The sequence below is a fragment of the Micromonospora mangrovicola genome (genome assembly GCF_047200535.1).
Taxonomy (GTDB): Bacteria; Actinomycetota; Actinomycetes; order Mycobacteriales; family Micromonosporaceae; genus Micromonospora.
In genome coordinates this window covers 14,868-39,496 of the sequence record NZ_JBJZOG010000060.1, presented here as the reverse complement: position 1 = coordinate 39,496, position 24,629 = coordinate 14,868, and the positions used below count along the sequence as shown (strand labels likewise).

The following is a 24,629-nucleotide window of genomic DNA, read 5'->3' as shown; positions in this document are numbered from 1 at the left end:
CGGGCGGTGGCCGGGCCACGCGATCCGGTACCGGCCCGCCCCCGGCCCGCGCGCCCGACCCGACCACGCGGGCCGCAGCCGGGCCGGCGAAGGACCACCAAATCCAGCACCCGCGCCGCACCGGCCGCACCGACGTGGTGCACCGGCCGGGTGCATCGGCCGGGTGCATCGGTGAAGGACCGCGTACTCCGGCACCCGCCCCGTCCGGCACAGGCCGTGACCGTGCCGAAGGCAGGCCACCTATCCGGAGGCTACGAACTTGATGACGCAGGTGAATCACCGAGCGGCCGCGCCGGCCGGGTCGGCCCGGGCCTGCCAGGTGGGCCAGGTCGGCCAAGGCCAGACAGGTCTGCCAGGTCGGCCAGGTCGGCCAGGTCGGCCAGGTCGGCCAGGGCAGTCGGGCTGCCGGGTCGGCTAGGCGGACCGGCGGACGGCGAACCGGCGGACGGCGAACCGGCGGACGGCGGACGGCGGACCGGCGGACCGGCGTCGGCGGCGGGCGACCGGCGGTGAGTCGTTCACGTCATCAAGTTCGTAGCCGGCCGCAAGCTCAGTCCCGGCTGCTGCTGAACGCGGCGTCGAACGCCGCCGCCGGAGCATCGAAGGCGAGTCGCCGGACGAACTGGAGCGCCTCGGGCGCGCCGACCAGGCGGTCCATGCCGGCATCCTCCCACTCGATCGAGATCGGGCCGTCGTATCCGATCGCGTTCAACGCGCGGAAGCAGTCCTCCCACGGCACGTCACCGTGCCCGGTGGAGACGAAGTCCCAACCGCGCCGCAGGTCCGCCCAGGGCAGGTGGGAGGAGAGCCGGCCGCGCCGGCCGTCGCCGGTCCGGACCTTCGCGTCCTTGCAGTCGACGTGGTAGATCCGGTCGGCGAAGTCGAAGATGAAGTTGACCGGGTCCAACTCCTGCCAGACGAAGTGCGACGGGTCCCAGTTCAGCCCGAACGCCGGCCGGTGGCCGATCGCCTCCAGGGTCCGCTTCGTGGTCCAGTAGTCGTACGCGATCTCGCTCGGGTGCACCTCGTGGGCGAAGCGCACCCCCACCTCGTCGAAGACGTCGAGGATCGGGTTCCACCGGTCCGCGAAGTCCTGGTAGCCGCGCTCGATCATGGCCGGCGGCACCGGCGGGAACATCGCCAGGGTGTGCCAGATCGACGAGCCGGTGAAGCCGACGACGGTCCGTACGCCGAGCTTCGCCGCCGCCCGTGCGGTGGCCTTCAACTCCTCCGCGGCGCGCCGGCGCACCCCCTCCGGCTCACCGTCGCCCCAGATCCGGGCCGGGAGGATGTCCTGGTGCCGCTCGTCGATCGGGTGGTCGCAGACCGCCTGCCCGACCAGGTGGTTGGAGATGGCGAAGACCTGAAGGTTGTGCTTGGCGAGGATGGCCCGCTTCCGGTCCACGTACGAGTCGTCGGCGAGCGCCTTGTCGACCTCGAAGTGGTCGCCCCAGCAGGCGATCTCCAAGCCGTCGTAGCCCCACTCGGCGGCGAGCCGGCAGACCTCGTCGAACGGAAGATCGGCCCACTGGCCGGTGAAGAGCGTGATGGGTCGCGCCATTGTCCTTCTCCCCTGTCGTGATGGGGGATTCCGTAGCGGACCGGGGCGAGGGCGACCGGGTGCGGGGCGACGTTGGTCGGAGCACCGGTGGGCGCGGTCGCGCCTGGACCCGTCGGGCTGCGCCTCCCGGCGGGTCACCGGCCACCTCGCGGTCGCCGTCCCCCACTCTACGGTCGGGCCGGGCCGGCGCGGAAGAGCGTCGTCAGTGTCGCCGGTCCACCGCCCGGGCCGCCAGGTGCGCCAGGGCGGCCCGGGCCGGTTCGGTCAGCGGCAGACCGCCCAGCGCGGCCAGCGCGGCGTCGGCCCGCGCCCGGATCATCCGTTCCACCGCCGCCCGGGATCCCGTCGCCTCGATGATTCCGCGGACCTCGTCGGCGCCCGCCTGGTCCAGCCCCGGGTCGCCGACCAGCGCCCGCAGCCGGTCCGCCCCGGCCGGGTCGGCACCGGCCCGGGCCAGCGCCAGCAGCACCGTCGACTTCCCCTCCCGCAGGTCGTCCAGGTTGGACTTACCGGTGACCGCCGGGTCGCCGAAGACGCCGAGCAGGTCGTCGCGGAGCTGGAACGCCTCGCCGAGCGGGTCGCCGAAGTCCGCCAACGCCGCCACCACCTCCGGGTCCGCGCCGGCCAGGGCCGCGCCGATCTGCACCGGCCGGGTCACCGTGTAGCGGGCCGTCTTCAACCGGATCACGGTAAGGGCGTCGGCCACCGAACCCGCCCCCGCGGCGCCCGCCACGTCCAGGTACTCGCCCGCGATCACCTCGGCCCGCATCCGGGTGAAGAGGACGTGTCCCCGGCGGATCCGCTCGTCGTCGAGGCCGCAGCCGTGGAACATCTGCCCCGACCAGGTGGCGCAGAGGTCGCCGCAGAGCAGGGCCGCGTCCCGGCCGTACGCCTCGGGATCGCCGCGCCAGCCGGACCGGACGTGCAGGTCGGCGAAGATCCGGTGCACCGAGGGCTCCCCGCGCCGGCGGTCGCTGCCGTCGAGGATGTCGTCGTGGATCAGGGCGAAGGCGTGGAACAGCTCCAGCGCCGCCGCCGCGACCACGATCGGCTGGCCGTCGGGGCCGCCGAGGCCCCGCCAACCCCAATAGCAGAAGAGCGGCCGCAGCCGCTTGCCACCCGCGAGGACGAACCGGCGGAGCACGGCGTGCACGGCCGGTGTCCCGTCGTCCGACCGGCCCGGCCGCCGCTCGCGCAGGAACGCGGCGAGCGCGGCGTCGAAGCGGTCCCGCAGCAGGGTCGGGTCGGTCGGGACGACGGTGATGGTCATGGCGCCTCCGAGGCCAGTCCGGCGAGCTGGAGCAGCAGTGCCTTCACGTCGGTGGCGGCGACCCGGTCCCGGGCCGCGGCGGGGTCGGAGCAGAGCAGCACCGGCCCGTCGGCCGGGTCGGCGGGCAGCCGGCCGTGCGAGCCGCGGACCGCCCGCGCCCCGGCGTCCAGCCCGACCACGCTCATCAGGTATCGCAGGCCGAGCTTCTTGCGGGCCAGCGCCACCGCCGCCCGCCGCTTCGCGGCCACCGGCGACGCGGGTTCGAAGAACAGCTCGGCCGGGTCGTAACCCGGCTTGCGGTGGATCTCCACGAGCCGGGCGAAGTCCGGCGCGCGGGCGTCGTCGAGCCAGTAGTAGTAGGTGAACCAGGCGTCGGGCTCGGCCACCAGCACCAGCTCGCCGGAGCGGGCGTGGTCCAGCCCGTACCCGGCCTGGCCGGCGGCGTCCAGCACCTCGGCCACCCCGGGCAGCGCCGCGCAGAGCTTCGCCACCGCCGGCACGTCCGCCGGGTCCTTCACGTAGACGTGCGCCACCTGGTGGTCGGCGACCGCGAACGCCCGCGACGTCCACGGGTCCAGGTACTCCATGCCGGCCTGGGTGTAGACCCGCAGCAGCCCCTCCGCCCGCAGCAGGCGGTTGACGTCGACCGGCCGGGAGACGTCGGTGATGCCGTACTCGGAGAGCGCCACCACCGTGGCGCCGCCTGCCCGGGCCGCGTCGAGCAGTGGCGCGAGCACCGCGTCCAGCTCCGCCGCGGCGGCGGCGGCCTCCGGTGCGGACGGCCCGAAGCGTTGCAGGTCGTAGTCGAGGTGCGGCACGTAGACCAGGGTCAGGTCCGGGGCGTGGTCGGCGAGGATCCGCTCGGCGGCCCGGCAGATCCACCGGGACGAGGGCAGTCCGGCGCCCGGCCCCCAGTAGGTGAAGAGCGGAAAGGTGCCCAGCGCGTCGGTGAGCACGTCGTGCAGCTCGGGCGGGTCGGTCCAGCAGTCCGGTTCCTTGCGCCCGTCGGCGTGATACACCGGGCGCGGCGTGACCGTCCAGTCCACGTCCGCGCCCATCGCGTACCACCAGCAGACGTTGGCGACCCGGTAGCCGGGCTCGACCCGGCGGGCCGCCTGCCACAGCTTCTCCCCGCCGACCAGCGCGTTGTGCTGCCGCCAGAGCAGCACCTCCCCGAGGTCGCGGAAGTACCAGCCGTTGCCGACGATGCCGTGCCCGGACGGCGGTTCACCGGTGAGGAAGGTGGACTGCGCCGAGCAGGTGACCGCGGGCAGCACGGTGCCCAGCTCGGCGGCGAACCCGGCCTCGGCGACCGCGCGCAGCCGGGGCATGTGCGCCAGCAGCCGCGGGGTCAGGCCCACCACGTCGAGCACCACCAGCCGCCGGCTCATGCCGGCACCCCCGCGGCCCGGGCCAGCCCGAGGCCGACCAGCTCGTCGCGGGTGAAGCTCAGCTCGGCGGCGATCCCGGCGGCCAGCTCCGCGTCGGTGCGCGGCCGCCGCGCCGCCGGCAGCACCCCCCAGGTGTACGTCTCGACGTCGAGGTGGTCGCAGCCGGCGACCGGTCCGGCGTACAGCGCGGCGAGTGCGGCCCGTAGCACCGGCAGGGTGGACGTCAGCGGCGGCTCGGGCGGGGCGTGCAACGGCACGTGGTAGTGCACCCGCCACGGCCCGGGCAGGTGCGCGTCGAGGGCGGCGTCCAGGTCGTCGGCCGCGTACGCCGGGTGGGCCGGATCGGCGGCACCCGCGCCGCCCCCGGCCCGGGTCTGGTGCAGGAAGCGCGGCTCGGCCCAGCGGCGCAGCGCCTCGGCGGATCCGGCCGGGTCGGCGGCCGCGAGGGCGGCGGAGACCTGCACCTTGACCACCGGCAGTCCGGCGGCCCGCAGCCGGGCCAGCGCCCCGGCCGGCTCCTCCCAGGCGCAGGCGAGGTGCGCCAGGTCGAGGCAGATCCCGAGCCGATCGGTATCCATGTCTGACAATACCGCGCCTGCCTGTCCCGTCGACTCCACCAGACAGCCCGGTTCCGGCTCGAAGCCGACCCGGACGGTCCGGCCGGTCTCCCGTTCCACCGCTGCGAGGCCGGCGGCCAGCTCGTCGAGGCGGTGCCGGGCGGCGTCGGCCCGGCCTGCGTCCCAGGGCGTACGCCAGGCCAGCGGCAGGGTGGAGACCGAGCCCCGAGCCACGTCGTCGGGGAGCAGGTCGGCCAGCACCCGGGCCAGGTTCAGCGTGTACCCGAGCCGCTGCGGGGTGGTCCAGTCCGGGTGGTAGACCGCGCCCTTCACCACCGGGGCCTGGAAGGCCGCGTACGGGAAGCCGTTGAGGGTGACCACCTCGAGCCCGCGTACGGTCAGCTCGCGCCGGAGCCGGCGGCGGGCGACCGGGTCGGCGGCCAGCTCCGCGGCGACCGGGGCGGCCAGCCAGAGTCCCAGGCCGAGCAGGTCGGCGTCGAGCGCCCGCCGGACCTCGACCGCGTACGCGTCGAGCTGGGCGAGGACACCAGCCAGGTCCTCGGCCGGGTGGACGTTGGTGCAGTAGCCCAGGTGGACGGTGCTGCCGTCGGCGTGCCGGAGCCGCATCACTCGCCCCCGCGCAGGATGGAGTTGCCGGCGAAGGTGGGGGCGGGGGCGTCCAGGTCGGTGAGGTCCAGCCGCCCGGACTGGCCGTAGAACTCGACCGGGTTGCGCCACAGCACCCGGTCGACGTCGTCCTCGGAGAAGCCGGCGAGCAGCATCGCCTCCCCGGTGGCCCGGGTGAGCAGCGGGTCGGAGCGCCCCCAGTCGGCGGCCGAGTTGACCAGCATCCGCTCGGTCCCGTACGTCCTCAGCAGCTCGACCATCCGCGGCGGCGACATCTTCGTCTCCGGGTAGATGGAGAAGCCCAGCCAGCAGCCGGTGTCCCGGACCAGCTTCACGGTGACCTCGTTGAGGTGGTCGACCAGCACCCGGCCGGGGGCGATGCCGGCCTCGGCCACCACCGCCAGGGTGCGCTCGACCCCGCGCGCCTTGTCCCGGTGCGGGGTGTGCACCAGGGCGGGCAGGTCGTGCGCGACGGCCAGGGCGAGCTGCCCGGCGAAGGCGGCGTCCTCGGCCGGGGTCATCGAGTCGTACCCGATCTCGCCGACCGCGACCACGCCGTCCTTGTCCAGGTAGCGCGGCAGCAGGTCGAGCACGGGCCGGCACCGCGGGTCGTTGGCCTCCTTCGGGTTCAGCGCCACGGTGGCGTGGTGCCGCACGCCGAACTGTCCGGCCCGGAACGGCTCCCAGCCGACCAGGGAGTCGAAGTAGTCGACGAAGGAGGCGACGCTGGTGCGCGGCTGGCCGAGCCAGAACGCCGGCTCGACCACCGCGCGTACCCCGGCGGCGGCCATCCGCTCGTAGTCGTCGGTGGTCCGGGACGTCATGTGGATGTGCGGGTCGAAGATGCGCATCACGCCTCCCTGGCGGTGGTGGGCTGCGAGCCGGCGCCCAGCCGGTCGAGCAGGTCGGTGGCGTCGGCGGGCATGCTCCGCCCGGCCGCGTGCCGTTCGGCGGCGAGCGCGGCGAGCATCGCCGCCAGCTCGCCGTCCGCCCGCCCGGTCAGGTCGTCGACGACGGCGAGCGGCACGCCGGTGAAGACGCACTTCAGCACGGCCTGCCGCCAGGCCGCCTGCTCCAGGTGCCGGGCGTACGGGCCGAGCGCGGCGGCGACCAGCCGGGTGTCGTTGGTGCGGATCGCGTCGTGCAGCAGCGGCACGCACTCGGCCCCGATCGGCAGCAGCGGCAGGGCGCGCAGCACGGCCCGCTTCTCGGCCGCGTCGCCGTGCCGGTAGAGCGAGTCGGCCACGGACGCGTGGTCGCCGGGGAGCACGGTGAGCAGCAGCGCCCGGGCGGCTTCGTCGACGGTCCAGCCGGGCTGGTCGGGCAGCGGCCCCCGACCGCACCGCCGGGCGGCGGCGGCGAACAGCCGCGCGATCGCGTCGGGCTCGGTGGCGACGCGGCGCACGGCCGCGTCCAGCCACTGCGGATCGGGTACGCCGCGCAGCGCGGCGCGCAGTCGGTCAGGTGTCATGCCGTCTCCCCTTTCCAGCCGGATGGCAGGTGGTCAGCCACCGCCTTTGCTCTGCTGCACCCCCGGCAACACTCGCGGCCCGGACGTGTCGCCTCCGCTGCCGCAGAGCGGAGGCGGCGTGGCGGAGGTGGGCTCCTGGCCCGGCCGCCCGGTGCCGGCGGCCGTCCGGGCGGCGGTGCGCAGGAAGTCGAGCGAGCGGGCGGCGACGGCGGGCGCGGCGTGCGAGTGCCGGGGCAGTTCCACCGCGACCAGACCGCGGTAGCCGGCGTCGGCCAGGGCGCGCAGCACCGGCGGGAAGTCGATCTCACCGGCGCCGAACTCCAGGTGCTCGTGCACGCCCCGGCGCATGTCGTCGATCTGCACGTTGACCAGGTGCTCGGCGACCGCCGCCACGCAGTCGGGCACCGGCGCCGGCTCCAGGCAGCGACAGTGTCCGATATCGAGGGTGATCCCGAACCGGGGTGGCGCGCCGAGCGCGTCCCGCAGCCACCGCCAGCCGGCGACGTCCTCGACCAGCATTCCCGGCTCGGGCTCGAAGCCGAGCTGGACGCCGGCCGCCTCGGCCTCGGCGCACACCGCGGCGCAGCCGGCGACCAGGCGGTCCCGGGCGGCGGGCTCCGGCACCCGCGGCGGGCGTACGCCGGCCCAGAAGGAGACCGCCTCCGCGCCCAGGTCGGCGCCGATCCGGACGGCCCGGCGGAGGAGTTCGATCCGGGGCGCCGGGTCGTCGTGCAGCAGCGTCGGCGCGTGCTTGTGCCACGGGTCGAGCAGGTACCGGGCCCCGGTCTCGACCACCACCCCGAGCCCCAGGGCGCCGAGCCGGCCGGCGACGGCGGCGACCCGGCGGGCCAGGTCGGGCGCGAACGGGTCCAGGTGGTCGTGGTCCAGGGTGAGCGCGACGCCGTCGTAACCGAGGTCGGCCAGGACCGCGAGCGCGTCGGTGAGGCGGTGGTTGGCGAAGCCGTTGGTCCCGTACCCGAGGCGCAGGGCGGCGGGCCCGAGGGCGGGCGGGGCGGTCATGTCGGGGAGATCAGTCGGGCCAGCCGGTGGCCGAGCGGCGCGGCCCCGGCGACGGCGAGGCCGAGCAGCCGGGCCCCCGCCCGGGCGGTCAGCGCGCCCTGTAACGCGGGCAGCCCGGTGATGCCCGCGCCGACGGCGGCCCGCACCCGGGGCGGCGACGGGTCGGCGATCACCCGGGCCTGAGCGGCCCCGTAGCGGGTGGCGTAGCCGGCGGCGAGCGCCGCCGGGACCGGGTCGGCGCGGCCCAGGGCGGTGGCCGCGACGAGGGCGGTGCCGGCCAGGGTGGCGCGGGGCAGTCGCCGGTCCGCGCCGGCGACCTCGCGCCGGGACAGCGCGGTGACGGTCCAGGTGTGCGCGGCCACGGTCAGCGCCGCCGGCAGCGCCCGGAGCAGCCCGTGTCCCGCCGTGGTCGCCCGGCCGGCGCTGCCCGGCGGACGTCCGCCGCGGGCCCGACCGCCGCGCGCCGGGGTCGCACCGAGCAGCACGTCCAGCCCCCGGCAGGCGGCCATCACGGCGGGGCCGGCGGCGGTGTCCTTGGCGAGCAGGTCGTATCCCCAGATCGCCGCGGCGAGCGGGACCGCCACGGCGGCGGCCCGGCGGCCCCCCGCGGCGGTGGCGAGGGCCAGCCCGGCGGCGGTGAGGCCGGCGGCGACGCCGAGCGCGGCGGCCGGCCGGACCCGGCCGGACGGGATCGGCCGCTCGGGGCGTTCGACCGCGTCCAGCCGCCGGTCGGCCCAGTCGTTGCCGGCCATGCCGGCCCAGTAGAGCAGCACCGACGCCCCGGCCAGCGCGGGCGTACGCCGGTCCAGGGCGCCGGCCGCCGCCGCGCCGGCCAGCACGTCCCCCGGTACGGAGAGCGCGGCCGGCGCCCGGACCAGCTCGGCGAGGTCGGCGAGGCGGGTCATCGGGCCACCCCGGCGTGCAGGCCGGCGACGAACTCGCGGAGCAGGGTCCACTGGTCGGCCAGCGCGTGGGTGGGTGCGCCGAGCCCGTCCTTGAAGAAGAAGGCCAGTTCGGTCAGCGACCCGGTCCGCCCGGCGGCGTGCGCGGCGGCGGTGAGCCGGGCCAGGTCGAGTACCAGCGGGGCGGCGAGCGCCGAGTCGCAGCCGTGCCAGGTGAACTCCATCCGCATCCCGGTGCCGAGGAAGCCGGCGAAGGTGACCAGGTCCCACGCGGTCTTGAAGTCGCCCAGCTCCGCAACGTGGTCGATCCGGGTGTCGCCCTCCGGCACGTAGCCGAGGGTCTCCCCGAGCACCCGCTGTTTGCTGGCCACCTTGGCGGCGTTCGCGGCCGGCTCGGCGAGCGTGGCGCCGTCGCCGCCGCCGAGCAGGTTCACCCCGGACCAGGAGCGCACGGCGAGGTGTCGCATCGCGAACATCGGCGCGAGCACCGACTTGACCAGGGTCTCCCCGGTCTTGCCGTCGTGCCCGGCGTACGGCAGGCCGCGGTCGGCGGCGAGCTCCGCCAGGGCGGGCAGCCGCGCCCCGGTGGACGGCGTGAAGTCCACGTACGGGCAGCCGGCGGTGAACGCCGCGTACGCGTACGCCGAGCTGGGCGGCAGCACGTCGGCGGGACCGGCCAGCGCGTCCCGCAGCGCGGGGAGGTCGTGATGGGCCGGCTGCACGGCCACGACCGGTTCGGTGGCGGAGACGTTGACCACCACCACCCGGTCCAGCCGGTGCCGTTCGCGGAACTCGGTCAGGTCGCGGGCCACGGCGTCGATCCGGTCCGCCTGGGTCCCCCCGACCGGGGCGGGCCGCAGCTCCTCCTCGACGCCGGCCAGCTCGCCGGCGAGGGCGTCGACCAGCCGGCCGGGCAGCACTCCGGCGGCGGCGAGCGCCTCGACGCGTTTGGCCAGCGGGGTGGCGACCACGTCGTGGCCGCCCAGGACGAGGTCGGTGAAGGCGGGCAGCGCCGGGCCGCGCAGCTCCGGCAGCTCGGTGACACAGCCGGTCGGACCGGTGAGCCCGGCCCGCAGGGCCAGCACCCCGACGATGCTGGTGGTCGCGACCGAGCCGCGCGCTCCCACCAGCCAGACACCCGTACGCATCGTGCTTCCTCCCCGTCGTCCGGTCGGCCCGCCGGTGCGGCCGGGGAATCCCGGTCCGGCCGCACCGGACGGCCGTGCTGGTCGTGCCGGCCGGAGGGTTCCGGCGGCACGCTTCCCCGAGGTCGACCTCGTCCCCGCCGCGGGGCGCAACCACGGCGGGCCCTCGCCGGTCGGCTCCGGGAAGCTGGTCGGGCGGCACCGGTGGGCGCCGCGTCGGGTCAGGCGGCCAGTTCGGCCAGCGCCGGCTCCACCTCCGTCCACGCGGCCAGCTCCGCCGAGCGGGTCACCGCGTCCAGCACGAGCTGGACCTGTAACGCGTCGGTGAAGGACGGCGTCGGGTCGGTGCCGGTGGCGACCGCCTCGACGAAGTCGCGCATCTCGTGGGTGAAGGAGTGCTCGTAGCCGATGATGTGGCCGGGCGGCCACCAGGCCGACATGTACGGATGCTCCGCCTCGGTCACCAGGATCCGGGTGAAGCCCTGCTCGGCGGCGGGCCGGGCGGCGTCGTAGAACTCCAGCTCGTTGAGGCGTTCCAGGTCGAACACCACCGAGCCGAGCGATCCGTTGATCTCCACCCGGAGCGCGTTCTTGCGGCCGGTGGCGAACCGGCTCGCCTCGTACGTGGCGAGCGCCCCGCCGTCGAGCCGGGCCAGGAAGACCGCCGCGTCGTCCACGGTGACCTGGCCCGTCGTCCGGCCGTTGCCGTCGGCCTGGGCGGCCAGGCCGCTCGACCCGGCCGGCAACGGCCGTTCCTTGACGAAGGTCTCGACCGCCGCGCTGACCGCGGTGATCCGTTGGCCGGTGACGTACTGCGTGAGGTCGATGATGTGCGCGCCGATGTCACCCAGCGCGCCGGAGCCTGCCTTGTCCTTCTGCAACCGCCAGACCAGCGGGAACTGCGGATCGACGATCCAGTCCTGCAGGTACACCGCACGGACGTGCCGGATCTCGCCGAGCCGCCCGTCGGCGACGAGCTGCCGCATCATGGTGACCGCGGGCACCCGGCGGTAGTTGAACCCGCACATCGCGCGCACCCCGGCGGACCGGGCGCGGGCGGCGGCGGCCGCCATCTCCCGGGCCTCCGCGACGGTGTTGGCGAGCGGCTTCTCGCAGAGCACGTGCTTGCCGGCGGCCAGCGCGGCGAGGGCGATCTCGCAGTGACTGTCCCCTGGCGTGCAGATGTCGACCACGTCGATCTCGTCGGACTCGACAAGCCGGCGCCAGTCCGTGGTGTGCCCCTCCCAGCCGAGCCGGCCGGCGGCCTCGGCCACCTTCCCGCCGTCTCGGCCGCAGACGAGCGCCATCCGGACCCGCGCCGGCAGGTCGTACACCCGGTTCACGGTGCGCCACGCCTGGGAGTGCGCGGCGCCCATGAACGCGTAGCCGACCATGCCGACCCGCAGGAGGTTGTCGTGAGTGGACAAGGTGGGTCTCCCCCCGTGTGTCAGAACCCGAGCTTCAGGTAGTCGCTCGCGTTCTCCTTGGTGATCGTCTCGGAGGCGAGCACGATTTCCTTGGGCACCTGGAGCTCCACCAGGTCGGACATCCCCTTGTTCTGCCCGATGAGCCGGGCCAGCGAGATGGCCGAGGAGGCCATCGAGGGGCTGTAGGTGACGGTCGCCTTCAGGACGGTGTTGTCGGCCGCGATGTCCTCCATGGCCTTCTTCGAGCCGGCGCCGCCGACCATGAAGAACTCCTTGCGGTTGGCCTGGTTGACCGCGGCGAGGACGCCGATGCCCTGGTCGTCGTCGTGGTTCCAGAGGGCGTCCATCTTGGGCAGCGCCTGGAACAGGCCGGTGGCGGCCTGCTGGCCGGAGTCGGCGGTGAACTCCGCCGGGCGGCGGTTGGCCACCTTCAGCCCGTACGAGGCGAGGGTGTCGGCGAAGCCCTTCGAGCGTTCCTGGGTCAGCTCCAGCGAGTCGATGCCGGGGATCTCCCCGATGACCGGGTTGCTGACGCCGTTGGCCTTGAGCTGCTCGGCGATGTAGGTGGCGGCGGCCACCCCCATGCCGTAGTTGTCGCCCTTGATCTGGAGCCGGTAGGCCCGCGCGTCGGGGAAGGCCCGGTCCAGGTTGACCACCGGGACGCCGGCCTTCATCGCCTCCAGACCGAACGCGTTGAGCTCCTTGCCGTCGTGCGGCAGCAGCACGATCACGTCGGGCTTCTGGGAGAGCAGGGTGGACAGCGCCGCGCGCTGGGCCGCCGCGTCCGCGCCGGCCTCCACCGACTTGAGTTCCACGTCCGAGTACGCCCCGGCCTGCGCCTTGGCGTTGTTGGTGATGGCGGCGATCCAGCCGTGGTCGGCGGCCGGGGCGGAGAAGCCGATGGTCACCTTCTTGCCCGGCTCGCTGTTGCCGCCGGTCGCCGCGGCCTTGGTCTGCGCGGCGGTGGGTGCCTGCTCGTTGCTGGTGCAGCCGGCGAGCAGCGCGCCGGCACCGAGCGCGGCCCCGCCGAAGAGCAGCCGGCGGCGCGACAGGTCGCGACCCTGCGTTGTCATGACGGCCTCCTGGAGGATGTGGTGGGCTGGTTTTCGGGTGCGGTGGGCCGGACCACCGTCGGTGCGACGGCGGCCTGGCGCGACCGGTGGGATCAGGTGGTGGTGGCCCGGTTACGGGCGAGGAACTGGGTGAGGCTGCGGAACTGCACCTGCTGGACCAGGACGGCGGCGACGATGATGCCGCCCTTGACCATGTTCTGGGCCTCCGTGGAGAGGCCGTTGATGGCGAAGAGGTTGGTGATGGTGGAGAAGATGATTACCCCGAGCAGGGAACCGATGATGGTGCCCCGCCCGCCGCTGAGCAGCGTGCCGCCGATGATCGCGGCGGCGATCGCGTCCAGCTCGTAGAGGTTCGCCATCGCCGCCTGGGCGGAGGTGGCCTGTGCGGTCAGCATGACCGCGGCGATGCCGCAGCAGAGGCCGGAGAGCGCGTAGAGCAGCAGCGTGTGCCGGCGGACGTTGATGCCGGCGAGCCGGGCCGCCTCCGGGTTGCCGCCGACGGCCACCGTACGGCGGCCGAAGGTGGTCCGGTTGAGCAGCACCCAGCCGGCCACGACCACCGCGGCGAGGATGTAGACGAGCAGCGGGATGCCGAGTACGTCCGTGCTGGCGATGCCGTTGATGAAGGTGTTGTTCGAGACCTGGGTCTGCTTGTCGGAGATCTCGGCCGCCAGACCGCGGGCGGCGACCATCATGGCCAGCGTGGCGATGAACGGCACCAGCCGCCCGTACGAGATCAGCAGGCCGTTGACCACGCCGACGCCGAGCCCGACGGTCAGCGCGCTGAAGATCATGCCGCCGGCGCCGTAGCTCTGGGTGGCGACCGTGGTGCACCAGACCCCGGCGAGCGCCACGATCGCGCCGACCGACAGGTCGATCCCGCCACCGATGATCACGAAGGTCATCCCGACGGTGACCACGCCGACCACCGAGGCGAGCTTGAGAATGGTGAGGGTGTTGCCCCACACCCAGCTCGCGTTGCCGTAGAGGTCGGGCCGGGTGAGCACCCCGATGACGACCAGCACCACCAGGGTCGCCAGCAGGCCGAGGTTGCGCCGGGCGCCCTCCCCGCCGTCGCCGCGCCACCAGGAGAGCCGGGCCGGCGCGTCGGCCTGCGCCGTCTCGGCCGGGTCGACCGGCGGCGACTGGGCCGGCAGCCCCGCCGCCCGGTCCGGCGCCGCGGTGGGTGTCATCTCGCTCATGCCGCCTCGCCTTCCATCAGGGACCCCGCCATGACGAGGTCGAGCACGGTGTTCTCGTCGAGATCGCCGGCCGGGGCCTCCCGGACCACCCGGCCCTCCCGCATCACCAGCACCCGGTCGGCCAGGCCGAGCACCTCGGGCACCTCGCTGGAGACCAGCAGCACCCCGACGCCGCGCGCGGCCAACTCCCGGATCACCTGGTACAGCTCGGCCCGGGCGCCCACGTCGACGCCGCGGGTCGGCTCGTCGAGCAGCAGCAGCCGGGTGTCCCCGAGCAGCCACCGGCCGACCACCACCTTCTGCTGGTTGCCGCCGGAGAGGGTGCGCACCGGGCGGCGTACGTCGCGGGGACGCAGTTCGAGCGAGTCGGCGATCCGATCCGCCTCGGCCCGTTCCCGGCCGGTGTCGGTGAAGCCGAGGCGCGCGTACCGGCCGAAGGTGGCCAGCGTGACGTTGCGGTAGATCGGCTCGCCGAGCAGCAGCGCCTGACTCTTGCGTTCCTCCGGGGCCATCCCCATGCCGGCCTTCACCGCCGCGCCCACGCTGCCCGGGCGCAGCGTGCGGCCGCCCATCCGGACCGTGCCGGCCTGTGCCCGGCGCGCGCCGTAGATGGTCTCCAGCAGCTCGGACCGGCCCGAACCGACCAGGCCGGCGATGCCGACGATCTCCCCGGCTCGCACGTTCAGCGACACGCCGGCGAACTCGCCGTGCCGGGTCAGCCCGTCCACCCGCAGCAACTCCGGGCCGGGACGCTCGTCGGCCGGGCGGTCCGGGAAGACGTACTCGATGGTCCGGCCGGTCATCCGGGCGACCAGGTCGCGGGTCGGGGTGTCGCGGGCCGGCAGGTCCGCCGCCGTGGTCCGGCCGTCCTTGAGTACGGTGACCCGGTCGCCGATCTCCCGGATCTCCTCCAACCGGTGCGAGATGTAGATGACCGCGATGCCCTGCGCGGTGAGTTCCCGGATGATCCGGAACAGGTTGCCCACCTCGTCGTGGGCGAGCACGGCGCTCGGCTCGTCCATGATGATCAGTCGGGCCCGGTGGGAGAGCGCCCGGGCCATGCTGACGATCTGCTTGCCGGCGGCGGGCAGGTGCCGGACCAGCCGGCCGGGTGGGATCTCCGGGTGGCCGAGCCGGGCCAGGATCTGCCGGGTGCGCCGGGCCATGTGGCCGCGGCGGACGAAGCCGAGCCGGCGCGGCTCGTGGCCGAGGAAGGCGTTCTCCGCCACCGACAGGTCCTCGACCAGGTCGAGTTCCTGGTAGATGGTGGCGATCCCGGCCCGCATCGCGGCCTGCGGGTTGGCGAAGGTGGCGGGTTGGCCGCGCCACCGCACCTCGCCGGAGTCGGGCCGGTGCACCCCGGCGAGCACCTTGATCAGGGTGGACTTGCCGGCGCCGTTCTGCCCGAGCAGGCAGTGCACCTCGCCGGCCCGCACCTCCAGCTGCACCCCGTCCAGCGCCCGTACGCCGGGGAACGTCTTGACCACGTCGGTGAGGCGCAGCACCACCTCGCCCGTGCTCACGCCGCCTCCCCGAAGGCCAGGTCGCTGGCGAGCACCGCGGCGCCGGCCACCCCCGCGCGCGGCCCCAGCTCGGAGAGGACGACCGGCAGGTTGCCGGTGGCCAGCGGCAGCGAGCGGCGGTAGACCACGCTGCGGATCTCGGCGAGCAGGATGTGGCCGAGCTGGGCCAGTCCGCCGCCGATCACGATCATCGACGGGTTGGTGAAGCTGACCAGCCCGGCCAGCACGCTGCCCACCCGCCGGCCGCCGTCCCGGATGAGCTGGATGCAGGTGACGTCCCCCTCGGCCGCCCCCTGCGCCACGTCCAGCGCGGTCACCGCGCCCCGGGCCGCCAGCCGCTCGGCGAGCGCCGGGGAGACCTCGGCGCGGGCCGCGACGGTGGCCTCCCGGGCCAGTGCCGCGCCGCTGAAGACGGCCTCCAGGCAGCCGAGGTTCCCGCAGGAGCACATCGGACCGTTCGGGTCGACCTGGATGTGGCCGATGTCGCCGGCGCACCCGTCGGTGCCCCGGTAGACCTGCCCGTTGAGGTAGATGCCGCAGCCGATGCCGGTGCCGATCTTGATGAGGAGGAAGTCGTCCACCGAGTGCGCGACCCCGCCGTGCCGCTCGCCGATCGCCATGATGTTCACGTCGTTGTCGACCACCGCCGGGCAGCCGTGCTCCCGGGTCAGCAGCTCGCGGACGGGGAAACGGTCCCAGCCCGGCATGATCGGCGGCGAGACCGGCACCCCGTCCCGGAAACTCACCGGCCCCGGCACGCCGATACCGACCGCGTCGAGCCGCTCGTACGCCCCGTCCACCTTGGCCTTGTGCAGCAGCTCGTTGACCCGCTGGAGGGTCACCTTCGGCCCGGACCGGATGTCGGCCGGCTCGGTGTAGGCGGCCACCGGCTCCAGCCGGCCGTTGACCACCTCCACGTCGATCGAGCTGGCGCCCAGGTCCACCGCGGCGAAGCGCAGGCGCGGGCTCAGCTCGACCAGAGTGGAGCGCCGCCCGCCCCGGGAGGCGGCCAGCCCGGCCTCGGCGACGTAGCCGAGGCCGACGAGGCGCTCCAGCTCGGCGAGGAGGCGCGGGCGGGGCATCTGCAACCGGTCGCCGAGTTCGGCGCGGGAAACCGCGCCCTGGTCCCGCAGCAGTCGCAGGAGCTGTACGTGCAGGGGGTCCACCGTCCGCACCGGGACTCACCTCCGCATCGGAGTCGTTCACATCGACGCAATGGCGATGTGTCGTGTCCGACACAGTAGGAGGCTTCGGGGCAGCATGTCCATAGCTTCGGCACATCCGATCCAAACTTTTGTCAATCTGAGCAAAAGCAGGAGTGGATCAAGAAAAACGCGCCACCCCCGGCGCGGAGACGCGGCGGGGGCGGCACGGGTCGAACCGGTCAGCGGCGGATGGCCGAGTTGTGCTTCTTCTTCAGCTTGCGGTCGTCGCGCAGCTCGACATACGGCTCCGCCTCGGCGGAGTGCCCCGCCGCGATCGCCCGGCCGCGCTCCAGCTCGGCGTCGAACTCCGCGCCGAGCAGGATGGCGACGTTGCTCAGCCAGAGCCACACCAGGAAGATGATCACGCCGGCCAGCGCGCCGTAGGTCTTGTTGTACGAGGCGAAGTTGCCGACGTAGACCGCGAAGAGGCCGGAGATCACCACCCAGATCACCACGGCCAGCAGGCCGCCGGGGCTGACCCAGCGGAAACCGCCCTGGCGGGCGTTCGGCGAGGCCCAGTAGAGGATCGCGAACATCAGGCTGACCAGCACCAGCAGCACCGGCCACTTGACCACGTTCCACACCGTCACGGCGGTCGCGCCGAGCCCGATGGCGCTGCCCGCCTGCTCCGCCAGGCCGCCGGTGAAGACCACGATCACCGCGCTGGCCAGCAGCAGTACGCCGATGGCGGCGGTGACGCCGAGCCGGATCGGCAGGGTCTTCCAGACCGGCCGTCCCTCCGGCACGTCGTAGATGCTGTTGGAGGCGCGCATGAAGGCGCCGACGTACCCGGAGGCGGACCAGAAGGCCGCGACCAGACCGATGATCGCGGCGATGCTGGCCAGCCCACCGGACCGGCCCGCCTGATCGATCGCCGCCTCGATGATGGTGCGGATGTTCTCCTCCGGCACCGCCTGGCCGACGGTGTCCTTGACCCCCTGGGTGGCCCGGTCGCCGAGCAGACCGAGCAGCGAGACGAGCACCAGCAGGCCCGGGAAGATCGACAGCACGCCGTAGTAGGTCAGCGCGGCGGCCCAGTCGGTCAGGCGGTCCTCCTGGAACTCCCTGACCGTGCGCTTGAGCGTCGCGACCCACCCGGCGCCCGACAGCTCGGTCGGGCTCCGCGGCCCGTCGTCCGGCCCGACCGGCTGGTGCCGCTCGGGTCCGCTCCGGGCGTGCCCGTCCCGGTCGTGCCCCTCCCGGGCGGAAGACTCGTCGGCGGCCATCGCCCCTCCCTCGTCGTCGGCGTCCCCCGTGACATGCCCCGACGACCAGGCCGGATAACCACCTACCGGTAGAGCAACCGGCTCATCCGGCGGGAGGCCACCGCCAGCATCCCGACGGTCAGCACCACCAGGTACGCCACGTCGAGCAGCCAGGACCAGCCGGACGCCCCCACGCAGATGGCCCGGACCAGATGCACCGACCGGTAGAGCGGGGTCACCTCGACCATCCAGCGCAGCACCGCCGGATACGCCTCGGCCGGGACGAACGTGCCGGAGAAGAGGAAGAGGGTGAACTGCGCCGAGCCCATCAGGTCGAAGTCCTGCCAGCTCCGCAGGAGGGTGGAGACCGTCATACCGAGCGCGCCGAACGCGAAGCCGACCAGCACCGCGGCCGGGAACGCGATGGCCGCCCGCGCCGCACTGGTCAGGTCCATCGCCACCATGATCATCAGGAAGGCGGCCGAGTAGAGGCTGCCCCGGATCATCGCCCAGCCCAGCTCACCGAGGGCGATCTCGAACGGCTGCACCGGGGTCGCGATGACCCCGTCGTACAGCTTCATGTACTTCATCTTCCCGAAGAAGTTGAAGGTGGTCTCCGAGAGCGCGCCGCTCATCGCCGACGAGGCCAGCATGGCCGGGGCCACGAACGCCGCGTAGGACACCACCTGCCCGGTCGGCAGGGTGAGATCGCCGACCAGCGCCCCCACCCCGACGCCGATCGAGAAGAGGTAGAGCACCGGCTCCAGGAAGCCGGAGAGCAGCACCAGCCAGTACGCGCTCTTCAGCGCGGTGAGGTTGCGCTCGGCCACCGAGGCGGCGCGCCGCGGCGCCCCCTCGAAGCTGACCAGCCGGGGCAGGACCAGACCGACCACGAACATCCTCCCCTAGACGACGAGCGAGCGGCGGAACACGCGCCGAGCCAGCAGCCAGCCTGCGGCGGACCAGGCGGCGAGGTAGAGCAGGTGACCGGTCACGGACCACTGCGGAGCCACCCCCAGCGTCGCGGCGCGGCACAGGTCCACGCCGTGCCAGAGCGGAGTCACGTACGCCAACTGGCGCAGCCCCCCGGGCAACTGCTCCACTGGGAAGAACACACCGGCGAACAGCGTCATCGGGATCACCGCGAACCGGAACAGCAGGGCCAGGTAACTGTCGCTCGGCACGGCGGCACTGAACGCGAAGGTCGGCGCGGCCACCGCCAGGCCCAGCAGTAGGACCACCAGCGGGACGGTCAGCGCCCAGGGCGAGCGCAGCGCCCCGAACAGCGCCGTCACCAGCAGGAACGCCACCACGCTGCTGACCACCCGGAACAGCACGAAGGCGAGGTGGCCACCCACGATGTCCCCGACCCGCAGCGGCGCGGCGACCTGCGCGTGATAGGTCCGGATCCACTTGAAGTTGCTGTGCACCGGCCAGGTCGACTCGGCCACCGCGACCTGGAGCGCGGTGGACGCGATCAGGCCGGGGACCAGCCACTCCAGGTAGGGCACCCCGTCGACGCCCCGGTCCACGTACGCCCCGACGCCGACGCCGAACCCGAGCACGGTCAGCACCGGCAGCAGGAAGGACGAGAAGACGCCGGCCCGCCAGGTGCGCCGGTAGCCGACCAGGTAGTGCCCGAGCACCGCCAGCGCCGGCACCCGAGGCACCGCCGCCCCGGCCCGCTCCGCCACGCTCACCGCGACCACCCCCCGCTCTCCGCCCACCCCGGCCTTCCTACCGCCCGGGTACGACAGGCCGCCGGCCACCCTACGACGCACCACCCACCGCGTCGCGGCAGTTTCGGTCAGGTGCCGCCGTGGCCTGCCCACTCGATCGCCGACCCACCGTTACCGACCCGAAGCCTGATCTTCACGCTATCGAAATCTGTCACTGCGAACGTGCCGCCCCGACGTGAACCATCGCGTCCTGAAGACCGAGTGCCCAGGAGGCCAGAGAAGTGCGCCGTCCCCGTTCCCTCCCGCTGCTGGCAGCGGGGCTCCTCGTCGCGGCCACCGCCGCGCTCGTCAACCCGCCCACCGCGTCGGCCGCCGTCGCGGATGCCCCGCACTGCTCCACCGCCGGCACCTGGCGACCGGGCGAGTTCAACATCTACTGGTTCGACGTGGAGCAGGGCGACTCCCAGCTCATCGTCGGGCCGAGCGGCCGCACCATGCTGATCGACCTCGGGGAGACCGCGTACAACTCCACCACCAACACCAACGCCGGCAAGGTGGCCGCACAGATCCGCGCCATCTGCGGCATCGCCTCCGGCCCGGTGCACCTCGACTACGTGATGGCCTCCCACCACCACCTGGACCACATCGGCTACGCGGCCAACCCGAACGACACCACCAGGTACGGCAACGGCCTCTACCAGCTACTCAGCCCAACCGCCGGCGGCGGGCTCGGCTTCACTGTCGGCACCCTGTACGACCACGACGGCGGCACCTGGTCCGACGCCAACACCGACGGCGACTGCGATCCGGGCACCTCGGCCACGCCGACCAACGAGATCGCGTATCACAACGCCGGTACCACCTCCACCACGGCGGTGCGCTGGATGTGCTGGCTGTACGGGCCAGCCAGCCAGGCCGACCGGGCCAACATCGCGGGCAAGGTCCAGCGGATCACCAACACCGTCGCGTGGCCCTCGATCGACCTGGGCACCGGGGTCACGTCCACCGTGGTCGAGGCGAACGGCAAGGACGTCAAGCAGACCGACGGGGTGACCCCGGTCAGCGGCGACCACACCGCCGACGCCACCCCGCCCAGCGAGAACGACTACTCGATCGGCGTCCGGACCGCATTCGGCCCGTTCGTGTACGCCACCGCCGGGGACAGCGACGGCGAATACACCACCAGCGCCAACGGCTACACGTACAACAACATCGAGGCGCTGCTGGCCACCAGGATGGGCGCGGTCAACGCGCTGCGCGCCAACCACCACGGCTCGGCGCACTCGTCTTCCGACGCCTACCTGCAGGCGACCACCCCGCAGGTCGGCTTCATCTCCTGCGGCGCCAACTCCTACGGCCACCCGGGCAACCGGACGCTCGACGCGTTCCGCTCGGTCGGCGCCGACATCTACCTGGCCAATGACCCGTGCGACACGACCGACACCACGGGCGCGGCGATCAACTACGCCGGCACGCTGAACAACAACGGCACCGTGCACCTGGCCACCACCGGTGGCGGCACCGGGTTCACCGTGGACTACGACGCGGGCAGCCGGACGTACACCACCCGGACCGGCAGCGGCGGCGGCACGGGCGGCAGCGGCGGCGACCCGACGAAGGTGAAGATCAACGAGGTGCTGATGGCCCCCTCGGCGGGCGGTACGGAGTGGGTCGAGCTCTACAACCCCACCGCCTCGGCGATCGACCTCGGCGGCCTGTACATCGACGACCTCGCGGGCGGCGGCGGGGCACCCCGCCAGATCCCGGCCGGCACCACCATCCCGGCCGGCGGACGCTGGGTGATGGACATCGCGAGCGGCTTCCTCAACAACACCGGCGCGGAGTCGGTCCGGTACCTGAAGATCGTCAACGGGGTGGAGACGGTCTACGACAGCTACAGCTGGTCGCTGGGCTCCACCCAGTACGACAAGGTCTTCCACCGCAGCGGTGACGGCGGGACGTGGTGCGGCAGCATCTCCGCCAGCGTCACCAAGGGCACCCCGAACCCGACCACCTGCCCGTGACACCGCGACTGACCGGCGCGCTCGTCGGCGCGGCCCTGCTGGTGGCCGCCGCCGGCACGGTGGCGGCCACCAACGGCGGCTCGGCAGCCGCACGGCCGGCCCCGGCCGCCACCGGGGACGGCCGGCTGGTGCTGATCAGCGGCCGGGACGACCACGGCCTGCTCGCCGCCGAACGGGTGACCCTGCGGAACCTGCCGGCCACCGGCGGGGTGTCGACCGGACAGGTGCCCGACGGCACCCTGGCCCGGGTGGTCGAGGTACGCGGCACCTGGCTGCGGGTGAGCACCGTCGAGGCTCCGTCCGCCGACGGCTGGGTGGACGACTTCCACCTGCGCGGCGGCGTGCACCTGGTGGGGCCGCCGCCGACCTGCGCCGTGCCGTTCCACGGCGGCACGGTGCCGAACGGGGAGCAGGCGGTCGTGCTCGACCTGCGCGACGGTCACGCCCGGGTCCGGATCAACCGGACCGGGGTGACCGACTGGGTGGACCGGGCTGCGATCCGGGAGATCGTGCCCGAGCACTGCGGCACGCCGACCCCGGACGAGGAGCACGAGCACCACCACTCACACTGACCGCGCCGCCTCGCCCGAAGGGGCCCTGTCACCGCCGCCGGGCGGTGACAGGGCCCCGACAACGCATGCCCGGCCAGCCTCGACGCGCCACAGCGGCGATCCGGAACGCTAGGGCCGCACGGCAACCCGGGCGACGAACGCGCGCCAGGCGTCCGGCTCGAAGGCCAGCACCGGCCCGGCCGGGTCCTTGGAGTCGCGTACGGCGACCACGCCGGGAAGGTTGTCGGCCACCTCCACGCAGTTTCCGCCGCTGCCGTTGCTGCGGGTGCTCTTGCGCCAGCGGGCGCCGGTCAGGTCCATGTCTCCGCCACTTCCGCCATCAGGTCGAGGGACTGCTGCTGCGATAGTGCCTCAGCCCGGATCGACTCCCACACCTCGACCATCTGCTGGATGAAGTCGGTTCGGTCGACCGCCTGGCCGTGGCGCTGTCCCTCCAGGTAGATGATGTCCTCCCCGCCCGGGAGGGTGGCGATCACGAAGGGGCCGTCGAGGCCAGGGTACGCACCGGCGGAGAGCGGCACGACCTGGATTCGGACCCGGGGCAGGGTGGTGCCGAGCTTCACCAGGTGGCGGAGCTGCTGGCGCATCACCTCCGACCCGCCGATCCGGCGGCGCAGCACGTGCTCGTCGATGACCGCGGTGAGCAGGGGCGGCCGGTCGCGCGTGAGCACTCCCTGACGGTCGATCCGGGCGGTCACCTGCTGTTCGATCTCATCCGCCGCGAACAGCCCCGCACCGACCAGGATGGCGCGGGCGTACTCCTCGGTCTGCAACAGGCCCGGCACATAGAGCGGCTCGAACGAGCGCAGTGCCGTGGCCTCCTGCTCGATGCCGGCCCAGTCGCGGAACCAGGGCACCACCGTCTCCCGGCTGATCCGGCGCTGGATGCGCTCGAACCGGCCCTCCGCCCCGAACACGCTGTCACAGCGGCGGGCGAAGTCGAGGCTCGGCCGCCGCTCGCAGGTCTCCACCTTGGCGACCAGGGCGCCCGAATAGCTCAGCGCCTCGGCCAGCGCCGTCTGGGACATGCCGCTGGTCGCCCGGGCGAGCCGCAGCTCCTCCGCGAAGTGGTCCAACATGGACGACAGTTCCACGGACAGCCTCCGTACATCTTCGTACCGCCTGGGACGGGCCGCCATACGCGCTGGTCGTCGGCGCGCGGGACCTCCCACCGTAGTCGGATCCTCAGCAGACTGTCACGCAGCGGAACCGCTCCCGGGATCGGACGGCGGGCGGAACCAGGCCGGGGGTGCCTGCGCACGACGAGATCCGCAGGCACCCCCATCCCACTGCGACGGAGGCCCACCCCATGCGACTCAAATTCTGGCGCTGCCCGCGCCCGGCTCCTCCCGCCCCGCTCCCCCGGCGTACGCCCGACGACCGTCCGGCGTGGGCGAACGCCCCGACGGAGGTCTTCCCGGTCGACGGCCCCGGCCGTCCGGGACGACTGACCCGCGCGCAGGAGTGGCGGGCGAACGGCGGTCACGGGGTGCCGTCGCCGCGTCGCGGCGGGGAGGGGACGCGCTGATGCCTCGCTACCGCCCGCATGTGGCGGCGCGCCCGTCCTGGCGCTGCCGGGTGTGCGGCGCCGCGTGGCCGTGCTCCCCGGCCCGGCTGGCGCTGCTCGGGGAGTACCGTGAGGACCGGACCGCCCTGCTGGTCTACCTCGGCACACTCCTGGGCGAGGCCATGACCGACCTCGCCACCCTGCACGGCGGCGTCGCCCCGCACGGGCTGACGGAGCGCTTCGTCACCTGGGCCAGGGCCCGCTGATCAGTCCACCAGGGTGCGGCCGGTGAGGTGGAGGAAGACGTCCTCCAGGCTGCTGCGCCGGACCAGGACGCTGGCCGGGACGAGCCCGCGCGCGGCCACGTCGGCGACCGCCGCGTCACCGTCGGCCACGTAGAGCAGGATCCGATCGGGCAGCACCTCGATCCGCTCCCCCAGCCCGTCCAGTTTGCCGGCGAACGTCTCCTGCGACTCGGTGGCGAAGCGCAGCTCCACCACCTCCCGGGTGGAGTGCTCCTCGATCAGCGCGCGCGGCGAGCCCTCGGCCACGATCCGGCCGCCGTCCATCACCACCAGCCGGTCGCAGAGCTGCTCGGCCTCGTCCATGTAGTGCGTGGTGAGAACCAGGGTGACGCCCTGCTGCTTGAGCCGGAACAGCCGCTCCCAGACCAGGTGGCGGGCCTGCGGGTCGAGCCCGGTGGTGGGCTCGTCGAGCAGCACGATCTCCGGGTTGTTGACCAGCGCGCGGGCGATGGTCAGCCGGCGCTTCATGCCGCCGGAGAGCGGCTCGACCTTGCTCTCGGCCCGCTCGGCGAGCTGGACGAAGTCGAGCAGCTCGGCGGCCCGCTCGCGGGCCACCCGGCGCGGAATGCCGAAGTAGCGGGCGTAGGTGGTGAGGTTCTCCCGGACGGTGAGCTCCGGGTCGAGGCTGTCGAGCTGCGGGCAGACGCCGAGTCGAGCCCGGATCGCGGGCCCGTCGCGGACCGGGTCCATGCCGAGGATGCGCAACTCGCCCCCGGAGGGCGGGGAGATGCAGCCGATCATCCGCATCGTGGACGACTTGCCTGCACCGTTGGGACCGAGGAAGCCGAACGCCTCACCGGGACGTACCTCGACGTCGATGCCGTTGACGGCGGTGAAGCCGCCGAACCGCTTCACCAGCCCGCGCGCCTGGATGAGTGGCTGAGCACTGGTCACCGGCCGACCCTAGCCGCCCGGTCCGACAGCCTCGACCGGTTAACCGCCACCCCCACCCCATCAACACCC

General features: G+C 73.7%; 23 protein-coding genes. 3 read left to right on the top strand and 20 right to left on the bottom strand.

Annotated features, from left to right (window positions below):
* Positions 1-550: 550 nt before the first annotated feature.
* The 17 genes from ACL02O_RS22345 to ACL02O_RS22265 all read right to left on the bottom strand — a co-directional run bounded on the left by ACL02O_RS22345 (position 551) and on the right by ACL02O_RS22265 (position 19,279).
* Complete coding sequence (locus ACL02O_RS22345) at positions 551-1,561, bottom strand: sugar phosphate isomerase/epimerase family protein (protein ID WP_412820075.1); 1,011 nt, start codon at positions 1,559-1,561, stop codon at positions 551-553.
* 202 nt (positions 1,562-1,763) lie between these two features.
* Complete coding sequence (locus ACL02O_RS22340) at positions 1,764-2,831, bottom strand: polyprenyl synthetase family protein (RefSeq protein WP_412820074.1); 1,068 nt, start codon at positions 2,829-2,831, stop codon at positions 1,764-1,766.
* Positions 2,828-4,222, bottom strand: coding sequence for an alkaline phosphatase family protein (locus ACL02O_RS22335; RefSeq protein ID WP_412820073.1), 1,395 nt, complete (start codon positions 4,220-4,222; stop codon positions 2,828-2,830). Before ACL02O_RS22335 ends, ACL02O_RS22340 begins: the two co-directional genes overlap by 4 nt.
* On the bottom strand, positions 4,219-5,406 hold the full coding sequence (gene eboE, locus ACL02O_RS22330) for a metabolite traffic protein EboE (protein WP_412820072.1): 1,188 nt from the start codon (positions 5,404-5,406) through the stop codon (positions 4,219-4,221). Before eboE ends, ACL02O_RS22335 begins: the two co-directional genes overlap by 4 nt.
* On the bottom strand, positions 5,406-6,257 hold the full coding sequence (locus ACL02O_RS22325; RefSeq protein ID WP_412820071.1) for a TatD family hydrolase: 852 nt from the start codon (positions 6,255-6,257) through the stop codon (positions 5,406-5,408). The genes eboE and ACL02O_RS22325 overlap by 1 nt, the downstream gene beginning before the upstream one ends.
* On the bottom strand, positions 6,257-6,877 hold the full coding sequence (locus ACL02O_RS22320; RefSeq protein ID WP_412820070.1) for an EboA domain-containing protein: 621 nt from the start codon (positions 6,875-6,877) through the stop codon (positions 6,257-6,259). The genes ACL02O_RS22325 and ACL02O_RS22320 overlap by 1 nt, the downstream gene beginning before the upstream one ends.
* Before the next feature lie 33 nt (positions 6,878-6,910).
* The gene (locus tag ACL02O_RS22315) at positions 6,911-7,897 is read right to left on the bottom strand and encodes a sugar phosphate isomerase/epimerase family protein (protein WP_412820069.1); all 987 of its coding nucleotides are present in this window, start codon (positions 7,895-7,897) and stop codon (positions 6,911-6,913) included.
* Entirely contained in the window at positions 7,894-8,802 is a 909-nt protein-coding gene (locus ACL02O_RS22310; protein WP_412820068.1) for an SCO3242 family prenyltransferase, read from the bottom strand. Before ACL02O_RS22310 ends, ACL02O_RS22315 begins: the two co-directional genes overlap by 4 nt.
* The gene (locus ACL02O_RS22305; protein WP_412820067.1) at positions 8,799-9,947 is read right to left on the bottom strand and encodes an inositol-3-phosphate synthase; all 1,149 of its coding nucleotides are present in this window, start codon (positions 9,945-9,947) and stop codon (positions 8,799-8,801) included. Before ACL02O_RS22305 ends, ACL02O_RS22310 begins: the two co-directional genes overlap by 4 nt.
* Positions 9,948-10,165: 218 nt before the next feature.
* Positions 10,166-11,371 carry a Gfo/Idh/MocA family protein gene (locus tag ACL02O_RS22300; protein WP_412820066.1) on the bottom strand — a complete coding sequence of 402 codons (1,206 nt, stop codon included), beginning with the start codon at positions 11,369-11,371 and terminating at the stop codon, positions 10,166-10,168.
* A 20-nt stretch (positions 11,372-11,391) separates the two neighbouring features.
* On the bottom strand, positions 11,392-12,444 hold the full coding sequence (locus ACL02O_RS22295) for a substrate-binding domain-containing protein (RefSeq protein ID WP_412820065.1): 1,053 nt from the start codon (positions 12,442-12,444) through the stop codon (positions 11,392-11,394).
* A 92-nt stretch (positions 12,445-12,536) separates the two neighbouring features.
* Positions 12,537-13,646, bottom strand: coding sequence for an ABC transporter permease (locus tag ACL02O_RS22290; RefSeq protein WP_412820064.1), 1,110 nt, complete (start codon positions 13,644-13,646; stop codon positions 12,537-12,539).
* A complete protein-coding gene (locus ACL02O_RS22285; protein WP_412820063.1) occupies positions 13,643-15,169 on the bottom strand; it encodes a sugar ABC transporter ATP-binding protein in 1,527 nt (508 codons plus the stop codon). Before ACL02O_RS22285 ends, ACL02O_RS22290 begins: the two co-directional genes overlap by 4 nt.
* Complete coding sequence (locus ACL02O_RS22280) at positions 15,166-16,344, bottom strand: ROK family transcriptional regulator (RefSeq protein ID WP_412820062.1); 1,179 nt, start codon at positions 16,342-16,344, stop codon at positions 15,166-15,168. Before ACL02O_RS22280 ends, ACL02O_RS22285 begins: the two co-directional genes overlap by 4 nt.
* Before the next feature lie 209 nt (positions 16,345-16,553).
* Positions 16,554-17,600: a YihY/virulence factor BrkB family protein gene (locus ACL02O_RS22275; protein WP_412820061.1), complete on the bottom strand. Its 1,047-nt coding sequence runs from the start codon at positions 17,598-17,600 to the stop codon at positions 16,554-16,556.
* A 62-nt stretch (positions 17,601-17,662) separates the two neighbouring features.
* Positions 17,663-18,472 (bottom strand): ABC transporter permease, encoded by an 810-nt coding sequence (locus tag ACL02O_RS22270; protein ID WP_412820060.1) that lies wholly within the window; start codon positions 18,470-18,472, stop codon positions 17,663-17,665.
* A gap of 12 nt (positions 18,473-18,484) precedes the next feature.
* Positions 18,485-19,279, bottom strand: coding sequence for an ABC transporter permease (locus tag ACL02O_RS22265; protein WP_412820076.1), 795 nt, complete (start codon positions 19,277-19,279; stop codon positions 18,485-18,487).
* A 260-nt stretch (positions 19,280-19,539) separates the two neighbouring features.
* Here ACL02O_RS22265 and ACL02O_RS22260 point away from each other — a divergent pair, with 260 nt between their 5' ends.
* A complete protein-coding gene (locus ACL02O_RS22260) occupies positions 19,540-21,282 on the top strand; it encodes a lamin tail domain-containing protein (protein WP_412820059.1) in 1,743 nt (580 codons plus the stop codon).
* Positions 21,279-21,854 carry an SH3 domain-containing protein gene (locus ACL02O_RS22255; protein WP_412820058.1) on the top strand — a complete coding sequence of 192 codons (576 nt, stop codon included), beginning with the start codon at positions 21,279-21,281 and terminating at the stop codon, positions 21,852-21,854. The genes ACL02O_RS22260 and ACL02O_RS22255 overlap by 4 nt, the downstream gene beginning before the upstream one ends.
* A 108-nt stretch (positions 21,855-21,962) precedes the next feature.
* On the opposite strand, the gene ACL02O_RS22250 is transcribed toward ACL02O_RS22255, so the two are convergent.
* Positions 21,963-22,154: a DUF397 domain-containing protein gene (locus tag ACL02O_RS22250; RefSeq protein ID WP_412820057.1), complete on the bottom strand. Its 192-nt coding sequence runs from the start codon at positions 22,152-22,154 to the stop codon at positions 21,963-21,965.
* On the bottom strand, positions 22,145-22,948 hold the full coding sequence (locus ACL02O_RS22245; protein ID WP_412820056.1) for a helix-turn-helix domain-containing protein: 804 nt from the start codon (positions 22,946-22,948) through the stop codon (positions 22,145-22,147). Before ACL02O_RS22245 ends, ACL02O_RS22250 begins: the two co-directional genes overlap by 10 nt.
* Positions 22,949-23,381: 433 nt before the next feature.
* Here ACL02O_RS22245 and ACL02O_RS22240 point away from each other — a divergent pair, with 433 nt between their 5' ends.
* Complete coding sequence (locus ACL02O_RS22240) at positions 23,382-23,627, top strand: flavin reductase (RefSeq protein ID WP_412820055.1); 246 nt, start codon at positions 23,382-23,384, stop codon at positions 23,625-23,627.
* On the opposite strand, the gene ACL02O_RS22235 is transcribed toward ACL02O_RS22240, so the two are convergent.
* On the bottom strand, positions 23,628-24,560 hold the full coding sequence (locus tag ACL02O_RS22235; RefSeq protein WP_412820054.1) for an ABC transporter ATP-binding protein: 933 nt from the start codon (positions 24,558-24,560) through the stop codon (positions 23,628-23,630). It abuts the gene before it with no gap.
* Positions 24,561-24,629: the final 69 nt, after the last annotated feature.